Annotated in this window: 16 protein-coding genes; 3 read left to right on the top strand and 13 right to left on the bottom strand. The window is 74.2% G+C overall.

The genetic code is table 11. The features are described 5' to 3' along the window. Window positions 1-47: 47 nt before the first annotated feature. From ACVJO7_RS29205 to ACVJO7_RS29195, 3 genes are all read right to left on the bottom strand, one after another. The gene (locus ACVJO7_RS29205) at window positions 48-1,001 is read right to left on the bottom strand and encodes an SGNH/GDSL hydrolase family protein (protein WP_344017441.1); all 954 of its coding nucleotides are present in this window, start codon (window positions 999-1,001) and stop codon (window positions 48-50) included. Between the two features lie 190 nt (window positions 1,002-1,191). After that, the gene (gene speD, locus ACVJO7_RS29200) at window positions 1,192-2,511 is read right to left on the bottom strand and encodes an adenosylmethionine decarboxylase (protein WP_491675591.1); all 1,320 of its coding nucleotides are present in this window, start codon (window positions 2,509-2,511) and stop codon (window positions 1,192-1,194) included. A gap of 64 nt (window positions 2,512-2,575) precedes the next feature. Then, on the bottom strand, window positions 2,576-3,727 hold the full coding sequence (locus tag ACVJO7_RS29195) for a type III PLP-dependent enzyme domain-containing protein (RefSeq protein WP_491675590.1): 1,152 nt from the start codon (window positions 3,725-3,727) through the stop codon (window positions 2,576-2,578). Window positions 3,728-3,760: 33 nt separating this feature from the next. On the opposite strand from ACVJO7_RS29195, the gene ACVJO7_RS29190 reads away from it, so the two are divergent. Continuing rightward, entirely contained in the window at window positions 3,761-4,228 is a 468-nt protein-coding gene (locus ACVJO7_RS29190) for a pyridoxamine 5'-phosphate oxidase family protein (RefSeq protein ID WP_491675589.1), read from the top strand. Window positions 4,229-4,234: 6 nt separating this feature from the next. Here ACVJO7_RS29190 and ACVJO7_RS29185 read toward each other — a convergent pair whose 3' ends face one another. Both ACVJO7_RS29185 and ACVJO7_RS29180 read right to left on the bottom strand, forming a co-directional pair. Beyond that, on the bottom strand, window positions 4,235-5,245 hold the full coding sequence (locus ACVJO7_RS29185) for an acyl-CoA dehydrogenase family protein (protein ID WP_491675588.1): 1,011 nt from the start codon (window positions 5,243-5,245) through the stop codon (window positions 4,235-4,237). Then, the gene (locus ACVJO7_RS29180) at window positions 5,245-6,435 is read right to left on the bottom strand and encodes an acyl-CoA dehydrogenase family protein (RefSeq protein WP_491675587.1); all 1,191 of its coding nucleotides are present in this window, start codon (window positions 6,433-6,435) and stop codon (window positions 5,245-5,247) included. Before ACVJO7_RS29180 ends, ACVJO7_RS29185 begins: the two co-directional genes overlap by 1 nt. Before the next feature lie 72 nt (window positions 6,436-6,507). Here ACVJO7_RS29180 and ACVJO7_RS29175 point away from each other — a divergent pair, with 72 nt between their 5' ends. Next, window positions 6,508-7,980, top strand: coding sequence for an NAD-dependent succinate-semialdehyde dehydrogenase (locus ACVJO7_RS29175; RefSeq protein WP_491675586.1), 1,473 nt, complete (start codon window positions 6,508-6,510; stop codon window positions 7,978-7,980). Between the two features lie 81 nt (window positions 7,981-8,061). On the opposite strand, the gene ACVJO7_RS29170 is transcribed toward ACVJO7_RS29175, so the two are convergent. From ACVJO7_RS29170 to ACVJO7_RS29150, 5 genes are all read right to left on the bottom strand, one after another. After that, window positions 8,062-8,412 (bottom strand): hypothetical protein, encoded by a 351-nt coding sequence (locus tag ACVJO7_RS29170; protein WP_344017434.1) that lies wholly within the window; start codon window positions 8,410-8,412, stop codon window positions 8,062-8,064. After that, window positions 8,409-10,475: a hypothetical protein gene (locus ACVJO7_RS29165; protein WP_491675585.1), complete on the bottom strand. Its 2,067-nt coding sequence runs from the start codon at window positions 10,473-10,475 to the stop codon at window positions 8,409-8,411. Before ACVJO7_RS29165 ends, ACVJO7_RS29170 begins: the two co-directional genes overlap by 4 nt. Continuing rightward, window positions 10,472-12,181, bottom strand: a complete 1,710-nt coding sequence (locus ACVJO7_RS29160; RefSeq protein ID WP_491675584.1) for a lipopolysaccharide biosynthesis protein — start codon at window positions 12,179-12,181, stop codon at window positions 10,472-10,474. Before ACVJO7_RS29160 ends, ACVJO7_RS29165 begins: the two co-directional genes overlap by 4 nt. Beyond that, complete coding sequence (locus ACVJO7_RS29155) at window positions 12,178-12,555, bottom strand: hypothetical protein (protein ID WP_491675583.1); 378 nt, start codon at window positions 12,553-12,555, stop codon at window positions 12,178-12,180. The genes ACVJO7_RS29160 and ACVJO7_RS29155 overlap by 4 nt, the downstream gene beginning before the upstream one ends. 93 nt (window positions 12,556-12,648) lie before the next feature. Continuing rightward, window positions 12,649-13,728 carry a glycosyltransferase family 2 protein gene (locus ACVJO7_RS29150; RefSeq protein WP_491675582.1) on the bottom strand — a complete coding sequence of 360 codons (1,080 nt, stop codon included), beginning with the start codon at window positions 13,726-13,728 and terminating at the stop codon, window positions 12,649-12,651. 547 nt (window positions 13,729-14,275) lie between these two features. Here ACVJO7_RS29150 and ACVJO7_RS29145 point away from each other — a divergent pair. Continuing rightward, window positions 14,276-15,166, top strand: coding sequence for a glycosyltransferase family 2 protein (locus tag ACVJO7_RS29145; RefSeq protein WP_491675581.1), 891 nt, complete (start codon window positions 14,276-14,278; stop codon window positions 15,164-15,166). A 50-nt stretch (window positions 15,167-15,216) separates the two neighbouring features. On the opposite strand, the gene ACVJO7_RS29140 is transcribed toward ACVJO7_RS29145, so the two are convergent. The 3 genes from ACVJO7_RS29140 to ACVJO7_RS29130 all read right to left on the bottom strand — a co-directional run bounded on the left by ACVJO7_RS29140 (window position 15,217) and on the right by ACVJO7_RS29130 (window position 17,951). Continuing rightward, window positions 15,217-16,446 carry an SPFH domain-containing protein gene (locus ACVJO7_RS29140; RefSeq protein ID WP_491675580.1) on the bottom strand — a complete coding sequence of 410 codons (1,230 nt, stop codon included), beginning with the start codon at window positions 16,444-16,446 and terminating at the stop codon, window positions 15,217-15,219. A 95-nt stretch (window positions 16,447-16,541) separates the two neighbouring features. Beyond that, the gene (locus tag ACVJO7_RS29135) at window positions 16,542-16,988 is read right to left on the bottom strand and encodes an NfeD family protein (protein WP_491675579.1); all 447 of its coding nucleotides are present in this window, start codon (window positions 16,986-16,988) and stop codon (window positions 16,542-16,544) included. Between the two features lie 102 nt (window positions 16,989-17,090). Then, the gene (locus ACVJO7_RS29130; protein ID WP_491675578.1) at window positions 17,091-17,951 is read right to left on the bottom strand and encodes a DUF3097 domain-containing protein; all 861 of its coding nucleotides are present in this window, start codon (window positions 17,949-17,951) and stop codon (window positions 17,091-17,093) included. Window positions 17,952-17,960 lie beyond the last annotated feature (9 nt).

Here is a 17,960-nt window from a genome sequence, read left to right as displayed (position 1 = left end):
GGCGAGTCTGGCACGCACCCCGACGGCACGGCGCCGGGGTGAAACGATCACCCGTTCGTGGTCGCCGCGGCCTCCGCAGGCACCGGCTCGGCCACCGGCTCGGCCACCGGAACGCCGATCACGGCGCCGGTCGCCGCGGCCATCGCCCGCATGCCCTGCGAGTTCGGGTGCACCGGTGCGGCCGGCGAGGTCGGGACCAGGCCCTCCACCCACTTCACACCCGGCAGCTGGCAGATGTCGTGCCCGATGGTCGGCGTGTAGGTGTCGACGTAGTCGACGCCGGCGTCCGCGGCCTGCTCGGCCAGCATCGCGTTCAGCGCCTTCTGGGTGTCCCGCAGGTATGCGGTGTCGCCCGCGCTGAACGGCGCGACCGGATAGCAGCCGGGACCGGTGTCCGGCAGGATCGACGGGTACCCGACCAGCGCGACCCGCGCCGCGGGGGACCGCTCCCGGATCTCGGCGAGGACGTCCTCCACCTTGCCCGCGGCGTCGTCGATCCGCTCCGCCAGCTCGTCCTCGCCGCCCGCGGTGAAGAAGTCCTTGCAGGCGGCGCCGAGCAGGTTCGCCGACGACCGGGTCGTGCACTCGGTGATGATCGAGGCGAAGCCGATGTCGTTGCCGCCGATGGTCAGCGTGACCAGCGACTCGGTGCCGTCCAGCGCGTCGAGCTGCGGCGGGTTCGGGCCGGGCCGGACGGCCTGCGGGCCGGTCATGTCCTCGGTCGTCGCACCGCTGCAGGAGACGTCGGTGAAGTTCGTGAAGCCCGCCGAACGGGCCAGCACCGCCGGGTAGTTCCGGCTGGAGCGCAGGCAGCCGGCCGGCTGCCCGGACTGCACCGGCACCAGCGGCCCCGCCGCGTAGGAGTCGCCCAGCGCGACGTAGCGGCCGATCGGCGCGCTGTCGAGGTTGCGCGCGGACAGCGTCGTCTCGGCGAACGTCGTCGGCGCGTCGGCCTGGGCCGGAGCGAGGGCGCTCATGCCCGCCGTGGTCAGCAGGGTCATGCTCGCGACGGCGAGCCACCGGGCGGGACGGGGACGGCGCACGGGCTCTGGGACCTCCGGTCGGGCGGCGACCGGCGACGATCACCGGTCCTGACCCGACCAACGACCCCGGCCACCGGCGGTTACGACCCGATCGGCGGTGCGTGACGGGCGGTGCGACCCAGCACCGTCACGCACCGTCACCGGGGTTTCAGCCGGTGGCCCGGCGCAGCGCGAGCGGTGCGACCAGCCGGTGCCGCAGCGACACCTCGTCCCACAGCTCGGGACGGGCCGGCAGCTGCGCCAGCCGGGCCGCGGCGGTCCCGCCCGGATCGGCCATCGGCTCCCGGACCCCGGCCAGGAACGCCCACTCGTGCTCCTCGCAGCCGATGTAGACGCCGCGGCCGCCGGTCGCCCCGAACACCGCGTGGAAGCGCTGCCAGGCCGACCGCAGGGTCGCGTCCCGCCACACCGCCGGGCTGCCCGCCTGGAACACCAGCACGCCGCCCTCGGCGAGCCGGTCCGCGCAGGCCTGCACGAACGACTCCTCGTAGAGCCGGTTGATCTGCGCGTCCGGCTCGTCGGGCCGCTCGTCGGGCAGGTCGACCAGGATCAGGTCCCACTGCTCGGTGGAGTCGAGGACGAACCGGCGGCCGTCACCGTAGGTCAGGTGCACCGGGCCGTCCCCGCGCTCGGCCGCGGCCAGGCTCTCCGGGGTATAGCCGTAGGGCAGGTGCTCGGCGCAGATCCGGACCGCCTCGGTGTCGATGTCGACGTGATCGACCCGGGTCGCGCCTGCGGCGACCGCGAGCTCGGAGGCGACCCCCTCCGAGGAGCCGACGACCAGCACCCGCTCCAGCTTCCGGGCGAGCAGCGCACCCGGCCAGAACAGCGCCTCGTGGTAGGTGAGCTGGGTGTGCTCGGTGGACTGCCGCTCGTCGTCGCAGAACAGGGTGACGCCCTGCGCCGTCTGGGCGACCACGACCTTCTGGAACCCGGTGTCCGCGACGTGGTGCACCCGGCCGAGCTCCCAGCGCCGGGTCAGGCCCTCGGCGATCGGCTCGGTGACGGTGCGCGGCGCCCCGCCCCGGTCGACGACCTGCAGCGCGGTGTCCCCGGCGCCGACCCGCTCGGCCAGCCGCTGCACGGCCGCGACCGGATCGGCGCTCTCGCCGCAGGTGAACACGTCGACGTGCATGCCGCCGTGCTCCGGCCAGGTGTGGATGGAGGCGTGCGACTCGGCCAGCACCGCGACCACGGTCGCGCCCTGCGGCTCGAACCGCTCGGTGACGATCTGCCGGACCTGGGCGCCGGACTCGGTCAGCGCGGCGGCCAGGTCGGTGCGGAGCCGGTCGACGTCGTCGAGCACGGACGGGTCGATCCCGCCCAGCTCGGCCAGCACGTGCCTGCCCACCGGGGAGGCCGTGCTCGGCAGCGCGGGATCGCCGGAGCCGTCGAGGACGGCGCTCGGATGGAGCTCCCCGGCCGGGATGGACGGCACGGGCGGGGTCAGCGAGGTGGAGAGTGACACGTCCGGACACGCTAACCGCCATGCCCGGCCGATGCCCCCTCCGCGCGCCGGGTGGTGGCGTGCCTCATGGCGTGCCGGGCTCCCGGCCGGCCACGACCACCCGGAGCGGGCCGAACCCGTTGAACCCGACGGAGGCGTAGCTGGAGGTGTACGCCCCAGTGCCGAGCAGGTCCAGCACGTCGCCCGCGGCCAGGTCCATCGGCAGCGCGACCGGGGTCCGCCGGTAGATCACGTCGTCGCCGTCGCAGGTCGGCCCGGCCAGCACGGCCGGTCCCGGCGGCCCGGAGCGGTCCGGCGCCCGGACCGGGTAGGCGAGCGCCTCCCCCTCGGTCTCGGCGAGCCCCTGGTAGCGGCCGACGTCGAGATAGACCCAGCGGCGGTGGTCGACGCCCGGCCGCCGGGACACCCGCAGCACGGTCGTCCGCAGCACCCCGGCCGGTGCCGCCAGCGCCCGGCCGGGCTCCAGCAGCAGGGTGACGTCGTCGACCCGGCCCGCGGCGACCGCGGCGGCCACCGCGGCGCGGACCGCCGCCGCGAACACCTCCGGGCCGGGGACCGCGGACCGGTAGGCGACCGGCCAGCCGCCGCCCAGGTCCAGCTCGGGACGGCGCAGCCCGGCCCGCCCGGCGACGGTCAGCGCCGTCCCGATCGCGTGCGCGTAGGTCTGCGGCCGGGTCTGCTGGGACCCGGCGTGGAAGGTGACCCCGGCGGCCACCAGCCCCCGCTCGCGGATCCGGTGCAGCAGCGCGACGGCCTCGCCGGGGAGCGCCCCGAACTTGCCGTGGAACGGCGTCGCCGATCCGCTGTCGTCGACGATCAGCCGGACCTGCACCCGGGCGCCGGGCACCTCGGCGGCGAGCGCGTCGACGTCCTCGGCGCTGTCGGTGACGAACCGGCGGATCCCGGCGGCGGCGGCGCGGGCCGCCGCGCCGGGGCCGCGGACCGGGTTGCCGTGCTGCAGGACCGCCGGATCGGCGCCGGCGGCCAGGCACAGCTCGATCTCCTGCTGGGAGGCGACGTCGAAGCCGGCCCCCTCGGCGACCAGCGCGCGCAGCACGGCGGGCTCCGGGCACGCCTTGACCGCGTAGAGGATCGCGGCGTCGCCGAACGCGGCGCGCAGCGTGCGGAGGCGGTCCCGCGCGACGGCGGGATCCAGCGCGAGGTACGGCGTCGGATGGTGCCCGGCGAGCACCGCCTGCAGTCCGGGTGAGAGCACGCCGTGATGCTGCCCCACCGTAGGTTGGGACCCGTGACCGCACCGAAGCAGCAGCGCCGCGCCCGGAAGATCGCGATGTCCCCGGAGGAGGTCACCGCGTTCCTGCAGGAGCAGCGGACCTGCCGGGTGGCGACGAACGGCACGAACGGGCCGCACGCCACCCCGCTCTGGTACCTGTGGGACGGCGATGCGCTGTGGCTGACGTCGCTGTCGAGGTCCCAGCGCTGGACCGACCTGATGGCCGATCCGCGGATCGCGGCCGTCGTCGACGCCGGGCACGACTACGGCGAGCTGCGCGGCGTGGAGCTGCGCGGCTCGGTCGAGGTGGTCGGCGAGGTGCCGCGCACCGGCGAGCCGCATCCGGAGCTGGAGCGGGTGGAGCAGGCGTTCGCCGACCGCTACACCGGCGGCCACGTCGTGGCCGACGGCCGGCACGCCTGGCTCCGGCTCCGCCCGGAGAAGATCACCAGCTGGGACTTCCGCAAGCTCGGGACGGCCTGACCCGGGTCAGGGCCGCCCGGTCACCAGCGGCCACAGGCCGTCGGCGCCCGCCTGCAGGGCCAGCTCGCCGACCCGGTCGTTCCACCGGGACTCGTTGCCGTCCTCGTCCCGCCAGGCCCACAACCGGGTGGTGACCAGCCGCAGGTCGTGCTCGCGGGTGAAGCCGATCGCGCCGTGCACCTGGTGCGCGATCCGGGCGACGGCGGTCGCCGCCTCCCCGCAACGGGCCTTGGCGGCGGCGACCGCGAACTCCGTCGCCGGGTCGCCGAAGCCGGCGGTCCGCCCGGTCCGGGCCGCCGCGGCGGAGGCGGCCGCGGCCGCGGCGACCTCCGAGCCCCCCTCGGCGAGCATCTGCTGGACGGCCTGGAAGCGCGCGATCGGGCGGCCGAACTGCTGCCGCTCCCCCGCGTAGCCGATCGACCGGGCCAGCGCCCCGCGGGCCGCCCCGGCCAGCAGCAGCGACCGGCCGAGCGCGGCCCGCAGCTCCAGCTCGGCGGCCGCACCGGCCGGTGCGGCCGCGGCGGCGACCGGCGTGACGCCGGTGAAGCGCAGCGTGTCCCGGGGCTCCTCGGCGACGTTGGCGCCCTCGGTGACGGCGGCGCCCGCGGTGTCGAGCACCAGCACCCGGTCGCCGTCGAGCACGACGACGGCGGCCAGCGACCGGCCCCACGGCACCCGGTGCAGCTCCGCCGAGACGGCGCCCGGACCGTCCCCGGCGACCGATCCGGTCACCGCGACCGACGGCCCGTCCGGCACCGCCAGGCCGGCCGCCCGGGCCAGCCAGCCGCCGAGCAGGTCGGTCTCGGCGAGCGGCACCCGGGCCGCCCAGGCGCCGGCCGCCTCCAGCAGCACCGCCGAGTCCTCCAGGGTGCCGCCGACCTCGGGATCGGTGAGGGTGGTCAGCCCTGACTCGGCGCAGGCCTTCCAGGCGGCGGCGTCCAGACCGGTGGCGTCCTTGTCGTAGGACGCAGCGAAGATCGACTCGGCGAGCTCGGCCAGCTCGGCGTTGCGGGCCATCAGCGCAGTCCCATCCCCCGCGCGACGATGCCGCGCAGGACCTCGTTGGTACCGCCGCGCAGCGTGAAGCCGGGGGCGTGCAGCACGGCGTCGGCGAGCAGCCGGGCGAACCCGCTCTCCGCGCCCGGGTCCGGTGGGATGTCCACCAGCAGCCGGGCGGCGTCGACGATCTCGTTCTCGAAGCGGGTGCCGAGGTCCTTCACCAGGGCGGCGGCCAGCTCCGGCGCGGCGCCGGACTCCAGCGCCCCGGCGACGGCCAGCGACATCCCGCGCAGCGTCCACACCCGGGAGACCAGCGAGCCGATCCGGCGCCGGGTGCCCGGGTCCACCGCGCCGCCCGCGGTCAGCTCGCCGACCAGCGCGGCGAGCAGCGGATAGGTCGACAGGAACCGCTCCGGGCCGGACCGCTCGAACGCGAGCTCACCGGTCACCTGGGCCCAGCCGTTGCCCAGCTCGCCGAACACCCGCGAGTCCGGGATGAAGACCTTGTCGAAGACGACCTCGTTGAAGTGGTGCGCGCCGGTGAGCAGCGGGATCGGCCGGATCTCGACGCCGGGCCGGTCCAGCTCGACGAGGAACTGGGACAGCCCGGCGTGCCGGTGCGCGTCGTCCCGGGGCTCGGTGCGGACCAGCGCGAAGAAGGCGTGCGCGTGGTGAGCGCCGGAGGTCCACACCTTCGTGCCGGACAGCTCCCAGCCGCCGTCCACCCGGGTCGCCCGGGTGCGCACCGACGCCAGGTCCGACCCGGAGTCCGGTTCGGACATCCCGATCCCGAAGTAGATCTCGCCGCGGGCGATGCCGGGCAGGAACGCCCGGCGCTGCTCCTCGGTGCCGTGCCGCAGCAGCGACGGCCCGATCTGCCGGTCGGCGATCCAGTGCGCGGCGACCGGCGCGCCGGCCGCCAGCAGCTCCTCGGTGACCACGTAGCGCTCCAGCGCGCCGCGGCCGTGCCCGCCGTACTCCGGCGGGATGGTCATCCCCAGCCAGCCGCGCTCACCCAGCCGTCGCGAAAATCCCTCGTCCCAGCCGGAGAGCCACACGTCGGCCCGCGGGGTCCACGCCCCGGCCGCCCGCTCGGCGGCCAGGAACTCCCGGACGTCGGCCCGCAGCTCCGCCAGGCTCTCCGGTAGGTCGACCGGTCCGGGGACGAGTTCGGGTAACCGGGTCAGCGTCGTCGATGCTCCTGCCACCGGATCATCATGGCCCTCCGGCCATCCCGCCGCGCCTGTCTATGGGGCGGCTCACCGGGGTACGTTGCGGCCATGACCACCAATGCTGACGAGCGCAAGGTCCTGGAGGCCGTCCCGACCGGGCTCTTCATCGGCGGGGCGTGGCGACCGGCGGAGAACGGGGCCACCACGACGGTCGAGGACCCGGCCACCGGCGAGGCGCTCACCGAGGTCGCCGACGCCTCCCCGGCCGACGGGATGGACGCACTCGCGGCCGCGCACGCCGCGCAGCCCGGCATCGCCGCGCTCCCGCCGCGGCAGCGCAGCGAGATCCTCTACCGCGCCTACCAGCTGCTGCACGAGCGGGTCGACGACCTGGCCATGCTGATGACGCTGGAGATGGGCAAGCCGCTCGCCGAGGCGAAGGGCGAGGTGGTCTACGCCTCGGAGTTCCTGCGCTGGTTCGCCGAGGAGGCCGTCCGGATCGACGGCGGCTACCAGGTCGCGCCGAACGGGCAGACCCGGTTCCTGACGATCCGCCAGCCGGTCGGCGTGTGCGTGTTCGTGACGCCGTGGAACTTCCCGCTCGCGATGGGCACCCGCAAGATCGCGCCGGCGATCGCCGCCGGCTGCGCGTCGGTCATCAAGCCCGCGCCGCAGACGCCGCTGACCATGCTGGCGTTCGCCCAGGTGCTCGCCGACGCCGGACTCCCCGGCGGTGCCCTGAACGTCATCAACGCGACCGACGCCGGCGCGGTGATCGAGCCGATCATCCGGGACGGGCGGGCCCGCAAGATCTCCTTCACCGGCTCGACGCCGGTCGGGAAGAAGCTCCTGGAGCAGGCCGCGGACAAGGTGCTGCGCAGCTCGCTGGAGCTCGGCGGGAACGCATCGTTCATCGTGCTCGACGACGCCGACGTGGACGCCGCGATCGAGGGCGCGATGGTCGCCAAGATGCGGAACATGGGCGAGGCGTGCACCGCCGCGAACCGCTTCTACGTGCAGCGCGGCGTCGTCGAGGAGTTCACCGCGAAGCTGGCCGAGCGGATGGGCGCACTGAAGGTCGGCCGGGGCACCGAGGAGGGCGTGAACGTCGGCCCGCTGATCGACGCCAAGGGCCGGGACAAGGTCACCGACCTGGTCGCCGACGCGGTCGCGAACGGTGCGAGCATCGCCATCGGCGGCACCGCGCACGACGGCCCGGGTTACTTCTACCCGCCGACCGTGCTCACCGACGTCCCGGCGGACTCCCGGCTCAATCACGAGGAGATCTTCGGCCCGGTCGCGCCGATCACCGTGGTGGACAGCGAGACCGAGGCGCTCGACGCGGCCAACGCGACCGAGTTCGGCCTGGTCAACTACGTCTACACCCGGGACCTGAACCGGGCGCTGCGGATCGCCGAGAACCTGGAGAGCGGCATGATCGGGCTGAACACCGGGCTGGTGTCCAACCCGGCCGCCCCGTTCGGCGGGGTGAAGCAGTCCGGGCTGGGCCGCGAGGGCGGCAACGTCGGGATCGACGAGTTCCTGGAGACCAAGTACGTCGCGATCGGCTTCAGCGGCTGACCGGTCCGTACCGATGACGCGGGGCCCGGTGCCGATCGGCACCGGGCCCCGCGTCATCGGTGGTCCGGGTGGTCAGAACGGTCAGGGTGCGGGCGGCGGGTCCACCGGGGCCGGATCGACCGGGTCCGCCGGGGCCGGGGCCGCCGGATCGACCGGGGCCTCGCCCGGCCCCGCCCCGCCGGTCGCCGCGTCCGCCGGCGCGGTCAGCTCGGCCTCCCCGTTGACCAGCAGGTCGATCAGCGTCACGCCGCCGTTGAGGCCCAGCAGCACGACCAGCACGACCACCGACCCGGCCACCGCCGCGGTCAGGCCGCGCTGCGCGGACCCGGCCGTGGTCAACCGGCCGCGGTTGGTCTCGACCACCCAGGCGCGCGCGGCGAACAGGGCCAGCATCACGCCGAACGCGATCCAGGTCAGGACGAATCCGTTCACGGTGCGGGCACCTCCTCCGCGCCCGGTGCGGGCGCCGGCGCGGGCCCGGGGGCGCCCGGCAGCGGGGCCGGCTCGTTCCGGACCAGGATCGCGTTGAAGCCGTTCTCGTAGGTCGCGCGGTACTGGCCGGACGCGATCAGCTGCTCGCGGATCGCCAGCGTCCAGCCCTCCGGCTCCTCGTTCAGCACGGTGCCCTGCTTCTCGATCGACTGGTAGAACAGCAGCGTGTCCGGCTGCACCAGGTCGATGCAGCGGAACGGATCGGCGGCCAGGATCGCGCAACCGTCCCCGCCGGAGGCCATGTTGTTGTGCTCCCCGACGCCCTCCAGCGCGTACGGGCCGACCGTCGACAGCGGTTGCACCGTCGAGCCGGGTGCCGCCTCGGCGTAGGCCTGCCGGGTCATCTGGACGTCCTCGGTGGTGACGTCGAGATAGGCGTCGTTGCCGCCGCGGATCAGGATCAGCAGCGGGAACAGCAGCACCATGCCCGCCACGAGCCCGTACTCGCGCCTGCGGTCCACCCTGGCAAACGCGCGCAGCGCGTCCACCGACAGGATCGTCAGGATCGGCAGGCCGAAGAGGATGACCCGGAACAGCAGCTCGCCGCCGTAGCTCTGCACGACGGCCATCGCCATCGGGATGCCGGCCAGCGCGATCGGCACCAGGTCGCGGCGTCGCTTCCAGTACACCCAGGCACCGGCGATCGCGAGCAGCCAGGTCAGGCCCGGCATGATCGCCCGCAGCAGCTTGACCGCCAGCTGGCCCTGGTCGCCCTGCAGCCGCTCGAAGAAGCCGGCCTCGATCGCGCCGGCGTCGCCGGACGCACCGGTGATCATCGTGATCTGGGTGAGCCAGAAGTCCCGGGCGGAGATCAGCACGAACACGATCACCGCGAACGTGGCGACGAGCACCAGGCCGCGGCCGCGGAACCGGCCGACGATCGCGAGCGCCACCAGCTGGCCGATGATCGCGAACGGGGTGAGCTGGTGCGTCGGGGCCAGCGCGATCAGGCACAGCGACGCGCAGAAGTAGATCAGCAGCAGCTGGCGGGCGGGCAGCGTCGGTGCGTTCGGCGGCGTCATCGCGCTGATCAGCCAGCGCCGCCACCGGGGCAGCGGGGTCGCCCCCCGGTGCGGCCGGGGCCAGGGCGTCGTGCCCGCGTTGTCGACCCGGCGGGTCGCCAGCGGGCCGAGTGCGAAGGTCAGCACGGTCAGCAGCAGCACGATCGCAGTGGCCTGCGGCGAGAAGTAGTCCTGCTCGATCCAGTTCAGCCCGACGAACAGCCAGGCCGCGACCCACGGTGCGCGGGTGCCACCGAGCATCGAGCGGGCGAGCGCGTAGACGCCGATCGCCCACACCGCGACGACCGCCGGGGGGTACCAGCGCAGGATGACGTCGAGCTGGTCGGCGCCCGCGGCGTCCCGGAACCAGGCCCACTGGGCGAAGAACGCGGGCCAGTAGAACCGGGCGTCCACGCCGGTCGGCGGCACGCCGTTGCCGGCGACCGCGTCGACGAAGCCGGAGATCAGCCAGGCGGTGGTGAACCGGGCCTGCGGCTGGACGACCGACGGCATCCCGGTCGTGCACAGGATGAGCACGGCGGTGGCCGCGCCGAGCATCGGGATCCGCGGCCGGGGCGACCACAGCTCGACCACGCAGCAGGCCACCGCCAGCACGACGGCGACCCAGCCGAACGGGCTGAGCACCGCAGCCAGGCCCCAGCCGTCCATGTCGGAGAGGTCGGTGGTCGCCGCGGCCAGCGGCAGCATCAGCACCGCGAGGACCGCGAGCACCGGTGCGCCCCACACCCACAGCGGCGACAGCGGTTCCGGGCCGGGCGCCGGTGGCGGCGGGGGCGGCGGGCCGTCGCCGGCGGGGCGCGGGACCGGCCCGCGGACCGCCGTCGTCGGCGAGTCGGGTCCGGGTGCGCGCAGGTACTGGGTTAGCTCGCTCGGGCTGGCCTCGACGGACCGGGCCGACGCGGCCACGGGCGCCTCGGCGCCGGCGCCCCGGGACCGGGCGGACGGGTCGGGTTCGCCCGTCCGGCGGGTCTCCGACGTCACGACTTCACCTCCGAGGTACTCCGGCGGTTCCACGCCGGGACGAATCTGAGCGCGAGGGCACACAGCAGCTGCGCACCGACGTATCCCAGGACCATCGGCAGCATCATCATGCTGACGGATACGGTGCCCGCTTCAGGAAGCGGGACCAGTCCGGCGAACACGACGACCATGCCGGTGTTCAAGAGCTGGATCTTCGCGTAGCCCATGCCGTCGCCGTCGGCCTGCCTGCGGGCCAGCTCGAAGACGACGATCAGCCGGAACAGCAGGCCGACCATCAGCACGGCCAGCGCCGGGGCGCCCTCGGCGTAGCCCTCGCCGAGCAGCGAGAGCACCGGATAGCCGAGCGCGGCGCCGAGCCCGAGGACCGGGACGAACAGGATGATCATCCGGCGCCGGGCGAGCCGGGCGAACTCCTGGGCCCGGTGCGGCTCGCGGGCGGTCTGCACGGCCAGCGAGTTCGTGAAGAACGTCGCCGCCAGGTCGATCACGGTGACCGCCTGCCAGCAGATGAAGAAGACCGCGCCGACCTCGTTGCCCATCCGGATGTTCGCGAACAGCGGCACCTGGTTGTAGAGCAGGGCGTTGCCGCACTGGGCGAGCGCGGTCGGCGCAAGGAAGGCGATCGCCTCGGCCCGGCTCGGGACGATTCCCGGCCCGCCGGCCGCGGCGAAGCGCCGGGTCATGTACCAGAGCATCGCGGTGCCCGCGGCCACCCAGAGCACCACCGGGATCGCCCAGGACAGCACCATCGCCTGCGAGTGCAGCGAGGCGCCGAGGGCGAGCAGCAGCACGATCCGGACGACCGCGAACGTGCCGTTGCGCCAGACGGCGACCCACGGTTTCCCGATCGCGACCATCACGAAGTCGTGTACGACGAACACGCCCCAGCCGGCGCAGGTGAGCACCAGCACGAGCAGGCCGAGCCCGATGCTGCCGCCGCCGGCGGTCTCCGCGATCCGCGGCACGATGACGCCGTAGACCAGGCCGATCAGCCCGGACAGCGGCATGATCAGCAGCAGCGCGCCGAAAGTCAGCCGGACCGACTTGCGCCCGGCGCCGGGCAGCCAGCGCATCAGGCCCAGGCCCAGGTTGAGCTGGGCGATCCCACCGATCAGCTGGAACGCGGAGACGAACTCCGATGCCCGGCCGACCTCGGCCTGCGGCATGATCCGGGCCGCGATCAGCACGCCGAGCAGGCCGGCGACCGAGCCGAACGCCGAGCACAGGGTCAGCGCGATGCCGTCGCCGATGCCGCCGTTGCGGGAGTGGCCGCCGGGACCGTCCCCGTCCCCGCCGTCGCCCGGGCCGCCGGTGCGGTCGGTGGGTGGCGGGGGCGGGTTCTCCCCCGGGCCGCGCAGGCCGACCACCGGCAGGTACTCGGTGCGCTGCTCGGAGAGCTGGCGGGAGCGCACGCGGGCGTGCGCGATCTCCAGCCGCTGGGTGGGCGCGTCCGGCCCGGTCTCCGGTCCCGGCGCCGGGCCGGCCCCGGGACCGCGGTCGGCGTGCCGGCCGGTGGGCGGTGCTGCCGGGGGCAGGGCGGCCGTCGACGGGTCGGCGTAGGGATCGCGGGTGTCGACACCGGACCGGGTACGACGGGCGGGCAGCGCCCGGGTCCCGTCGCCGTCCGGCGCCTGCGGGCCGGGGGGCTGGCCGGGACCGGGGGCGCCCGCACCGCGGCGGGAGCGCGCCGGCCCGACCTGGCTCACTGTGCGACCACCGCGTGCCGGAGCAGGAACGGGACGCTGATCAGGGTGACGATGAACAGGGCGAGGCCGGGGTACCAGAGCCCGAGGCTCACCATGAGCTGGCCGCCGATCAGGGTGACCGCGGTGCCGACGCCGAGGGTGAGCAACCACACGTGAGCCGCGGGGGCCCGGCGGAGGAAGCCCGCGGCGGCCCAGCCCGGGCCGAGCAGCAGGAAACCGATGGTGACGAGCAGCCGGAACTCACCTAGCGCGCCCCCGCTGACGTCCAGCAGGTTCAGCACGCACGCGACGACGCCGGCCAGCACCAGCAGGATCGCCACGTAACGACGCGCGGTCCTGGCCCGGGTCAGCTCTGCTGCGGACGGCACGCTCACCGCGGTACTCCCCTTCTTCCGATCACCGGCGCCCGTCCGATCGGACGGGCGCCGGTGGCTGTCTCGGCGACCCCGGGGGTCGCGGTGGGTCGGTCAGGACGCCTCTTCGCCCCATGCGTACCGCACGCCGCCCTGGTCGGGACGCCCGGTCCCGTCCTGGGCGGACGCGGTCGCGGCACGGGGCGACGCGGCGGCGGCGCCTGCGCTCCCGACCTCCTGACCACGGCGGTCGTGCCCGACGGGCTGCGAGGCCTGTTGCGGCCGGTACGGCGGCACGGCCGGCACGTCCCCCGCCGGACGGCGCGGAGCCGGGCGCGGCCGCTCCGCCGGAGCGGCGGACGGGCCGCTGCCGGAGACGGACGGTGCCGGGTTGATCCCGCCCGTCCGGTTCACCGGGAGGGTGCCGCGGTCCGCGCCGGGCGCCACGGCGGCGGCCGGGGCCGACGCGGTGGCCCGGTCCTCCCGGGAGGCCCGGCGGCGCTCGGCGGCCAGCGTGCGCAGCACCCGGGTGCCGTCGGCGAAGGTCCGCAGGTTCGTCTCGCCGAACATCCGCTCCCGCTCCACCGAGGGGACCTCGGTGATGCTGAAGCCGGCCGCGGCGACCCGGCAGTTCAGGACGGTCTCGATCTCGAACCCGTCGCCCCAGTACATCCCGCCGTCCGGGTGCGGCGGCATGTCCACCGCGGGCAGGTCGAGCACCGGCAGGATGTCCGCCCAGAACGCGTTGTAGCCGTAGCAGAGGTCGGTGTAGCGGGTGCCGAACAGCGTGTTCGCGACCAGGTTCAGCCCGGCGTTGCCGCTCTTGCGCAGCAGCGTGATGTCGTCGCTGCCGCCGCCCTTGGTGAAGCGGCTGCCCTTGGCGAAGTCGGCCCCCTCGACCAGCGCCCGGACGAACCGCGGGATCTCCTGGGGATCGGCCGAGCCGTCGGCGTCGAACATGACCACGACGTCGCCGGTCGCGGCGGCGAACCCGCAGGCCATCGCGTTGCCCTTGCCCTTGCGGGTCTGGCGCACGATGCGCACGCCGGGCAGCACGCGCTGCGCGGTCTCGACGGTGCCGTCCTTCGAGTTGCCGTCGACGACGATCACCTCGTGCACGGCGGGCCGCACCGCGGCGATGGCCGGCAGCACGACCTCCAGGTTGCGGGCCTCGTTGCGGGTCGGCACGATCACCGACACTCTCGGTTCACCCGGACGGCGTGGTCCGTGGTCAGGGCGCTGGTTCACCGGTCTCTCCCCCGAATCGATCGGTAGTGGGCGCACGCGGATGGCGAGCTTGCTCTCTGTGCCCGACGGCGACGACGGCGCCGGAACATGTCGCCCCCACAACGGGGGGCATACGGCTTATCTCCGCCGCCGACGCTCGCGTTACGTGACCTCGACCGCATCGGGTATCACCCGGGCGGAGCAACCCCTTGCTGGTAACGCCGGTTCCGCAGCTGCGGGACCACGCGAGCACGCCCCGAATACTACGGACGGTGCACCGTTCGGTGGGCCGCGGGACCGCCCGAACAGCCCCTGGGCGGGCGGCACGCACCGAATTTCCGACGAGCGGCGAGCCGATCACGACGAACGGAGGAATCCTGGATCGACCTTCGTCCACCGGTCCCGGCCGCCCGGACCGCGGGCGGGTGTCCGGCCGCCGCCGGGGAGCCCCGGGAGCGGGAGGGGTAGCGTCACGTGCCGCCCGCACGACACTCCCGACCCCACGAGGTACCCGATGAGGCCCGGCGGCTTCCTGCCCAGCGTGTCCGTCTGCATCCCGGTCTACAACGGCGAGGCGTTCCTGGCGGAGACCATCCGCAGCATCCTGGAGCAGACGCTGGGGGACTTCGAGCTGGTCGTCCTCGACAACAACAGCACCGACGCGACCTGGCAGATCGCCACGTCGTTCCGGGACCGGCGGATCCGGGTCGAGCACAACCGGGAGACGCTGCCGCAGGGCGACAACTGGAACCGCGCCGTGCACCTGTGCCGGGCGCCGCTGGTGAAGCTGGTGTGCGCCGACGACCTGCTGCACCCGCGCTGCCTGGAGCTCCAGGTGCCGCCGATGCGCGACGACCCCTCGCTGGCCGTGGTCGCCGCGCGCCGGCACATGATCGACGAGCAGAGCCGGGTGCTGGTGCCGCGGCGCGGTCTCGGCGGCGGGCTGGTCGGCCTGCACTCGGGCAGCGAGGTCGCCCGCCGGGTGATCCGCAACGGGGCGAACCCGATCGGCGAGCCGGGCAACGTGCTGTTCCGCCGCGAGCAGTTCGTGACGGCCGGCGGCTGGCGCGGCGACCGCCGGTTCATCATGGACCTCGATCTCTGGATGCGGCTGCTGCAGTACGGCGACTTCCTCGGCCTGCCGGAGACCCTGGCCGCGTTCCGGATCTCCCGCGGCTCGGTCTCGGCCGAGTTCGAGCAGCAGATCTCCGACGAGCAGCAGCTGCTGCTCGACGAGCTGGGCGGCTCCGGCGCGTTCGACGTGCGGCCGCTGGACGTGCGGATCGGCCGGCTGGCGCTGCCGCTGGGCCGGGCCCGCCGCAAGGCCCTGTTCAGGGTCTCCCGGATCGCCGCCCGCAAGGACGACCGGGTGCTGGCCGAGCAGCAGGAGGCCGACGCCCGCTGAGGCGGGCCGGGGCGGTTCGCCCCTCGTCCCCCGAACCCGGGACGGACTGCTCAGCCGCGCTGCTCCTGCGAGCCGTTCGGCAGCGCGGTGGTGTCCAGGCCCGGCACCTCACGCGAGCCCTCCAGCTGCGCGGGAGCCGCGCCGCCGCCATTGCCGCCCGCCGGGGTGCGGTCCCCCACCGGGGGCACCTCCTTCTGTGCGGCGGCGGTGGCCTCCGCGACCTGACGAGCGATCTCCGGGTCGGTCGAGGTGTCGAACCAGTCCTCCACCGCCTCGTCGTCGTCGGCCGGCCGGGAGACCGTCCCGTCGTCGGGGCTGGGGGTGAACCGGTAGACGCCGTCCTCCCCGGGGGCACCGAGCATCCGGGTGAAGCCCTCCAGGGCCTTCCCGAAGTCCGACGGAACCACCCACAGCTTGCTGGCGTCGCCCTTGGCCATCTCCGGCAGCGTCTGCAGGTACTCGTAGGCGAGCAGCTCGGGCGTCGGGCGCCCGGCCTTGATCGCGGCGAACTTCTTCTCGATCGCCTTCGACTCGCCCTGCGCCTCGAGGTACAGCGCGGCCCGGCGGCCCTGAGCGCGCAGGATCTCGGACTGCCGCTCGGCCTCGGCGCCGAGGATGGCCGCCTGCTTGGCGCCCTCCGCGGTGAGGATCTGCGACTGCTTCTGTCCTTCGGCGCTGCGGATGGCCGACTCGCGCTGGCCCTCCGCGTTGAGGATCATGGCCCGCTTCTCCCGGTCCGCCTTCATCTGCCGTTCCATCGACTCCTGGATCGACGGCGGCGGGTCGATCGCCTTGATCTCCACCCGGGCGACCCGGATGCCCCAGCGCTCGGTGGCCTCGTCCAGCTCCCCGCGCAGCACCGTGTTGATGCGGTCCCGGGAGGTCAGCGTCTGTTCCAGGGTCATCCCACCGACGACGTTGCGCAGGGTCGTGGTGGTGATCTGCTCGACGCCCGCGATGTAGTTCGCGATCTCGTACACCGCGGACTTGGCGTCGTTGACCTTGAAGTAGACGACCGTGTCGATGTTGACCGTCAGGTTGTCCTGCGTGATGACCGGCTGCGGCGGGAAGGACACGACCTGCTCGCGCAGGTCAACCCGCTCCCGGGTCCGGTCGACGAACGGCACGAGGATCGCCGGGCCACCCTCACGGGTGCTGTGGTAACGCCCGAGTCGCTCGATGATGAACGCCCACTCCTGCGGGACGATGACGATCGACTTCACGACGACGGTCACGACCAGCACCAGCAGGATCGCTGCGATGATCAAACCGGCATCCATCCGGTCTCCCCTCGATGCGCGCCGGATGACCGGCGCTCACGTCCACCCCGGAGTACCCGGGGCTCGTCGCCGGTGCCCTTCCGCCGTACGGCGGTTCAGGACTCCGGCAGTTCATCCCGACCGGTGACGAGCACGGCCGCGCCGGTGACCTGCAGGATGGTGACGCTGGCGCCCTCCTCGAGGACCTCCTCGCCGTCGAACGAGCGGGCCGACCAGATCTCCTTGCCGATCCGCACCTGACCGCGCTGACCGTCCACCCGTTCGACGACCTGGGCCGCCGACCCGATGAACCGGTCCTGGTGGCGGTCCAGCGCACCCATCCGTTCCTGCAGTTTCCGTTTCGCGACCGGTCGCACGGCCAGTAGCAACAGCACGGACACGATCGCGAACACGCCTGCGCTCGCGACCGCGCCCAGTCCGAGCGCGGCGCCTCCGGCCGCGGCGAGCGCGCCTCCGCCGAGCATCACCAGGAACAGCTCGCCGGACACGAACTCGGCCCCGACCAGTACCGCCCCGATGAGCAGCCAGATCAGTGCCGTCATGCCCCCAGGGTGCCAGACCCGGACATAGCGCGACGTCGATTCGCGGCGATCACCCCGTGCGGTGGCCTGATCGTTATTGCACCGCAGGGTTTCGGAGGCGTTTCAGCCCAGGTCGTCCGATTCCCCCGCCCCGGCGGTGGTGACGAAGTCGATCAGCCGCTCGACGGCGCCGATCATCGGCGTCTCGAGGTCCCGGTAGCTGCGGACGGCGCCGAGCACCCGGCGGGCACCGTCGGCGGGTTCGCCCCAGCCGAGGCGGGCGCAGATCCCGGTCTTCCAGTCGGTACCGCGCGGGATCGTCGGCCACTCCCGGATGCCGACCACCGAGGGCTTCACGGCCTGCCACACGTCGACGTAGGGATGGCCGGTGACCAGCACGTCGTGCTGCGCCCGCGGGGTCGCCCGGTAGGCGTCGCGGGCCTGCCGGGTCTCCTTGGAGCCGTCGACGAGGTGATCGACCAGGATGCCGAGGCGCCGGTGCGGCGCCGGATCGAACTCGCGGACGGCGGCGGCCAGATCGTCGACGCCGTGCAGCGGTTCGACGACGATGCCCTCCACCCGCAGGTCGTGCCCCCACACGCGTTCCACCAGCTCGGCGTCGTGCAGGCCCTCGACCCAGATCCGGGCGGCCCGGGCGGTGCGCGCCGTCAGGTTCGCGACGTGCACCGAGCCGGACGCGGACAGCGTGCGCCCGGCCGGCCGGGCGGCGGGCCGGACCAGGGTGGCCGGTGCGCCCTCGTGCAGGAACGCGGCCGGGCGGAGCGGGAACACCCGGCGCCCGCCGAACCGGTCCTCCAGGGTCACCTCGGAGCCGGTGATCGAGACCACCGCACCGCAGAACCCGCTCGCCGGGTCCTCCACGACGAGCCCCGGCTCGGCCGGCACCTCGGGGACCTGCCTGCGTCGGACGGTCCGGGTGCCGGCGGCGTCGAACATGCCGCGGTAGTCGTGGGTCCGGCTCATGGGTCGAGT

Source organism: Pseudonocardia sp. DxW (assembly GCF_058448985.1).
This window is presented reverse-complemented; position numbering and strand designations above follow the sequence as displayed.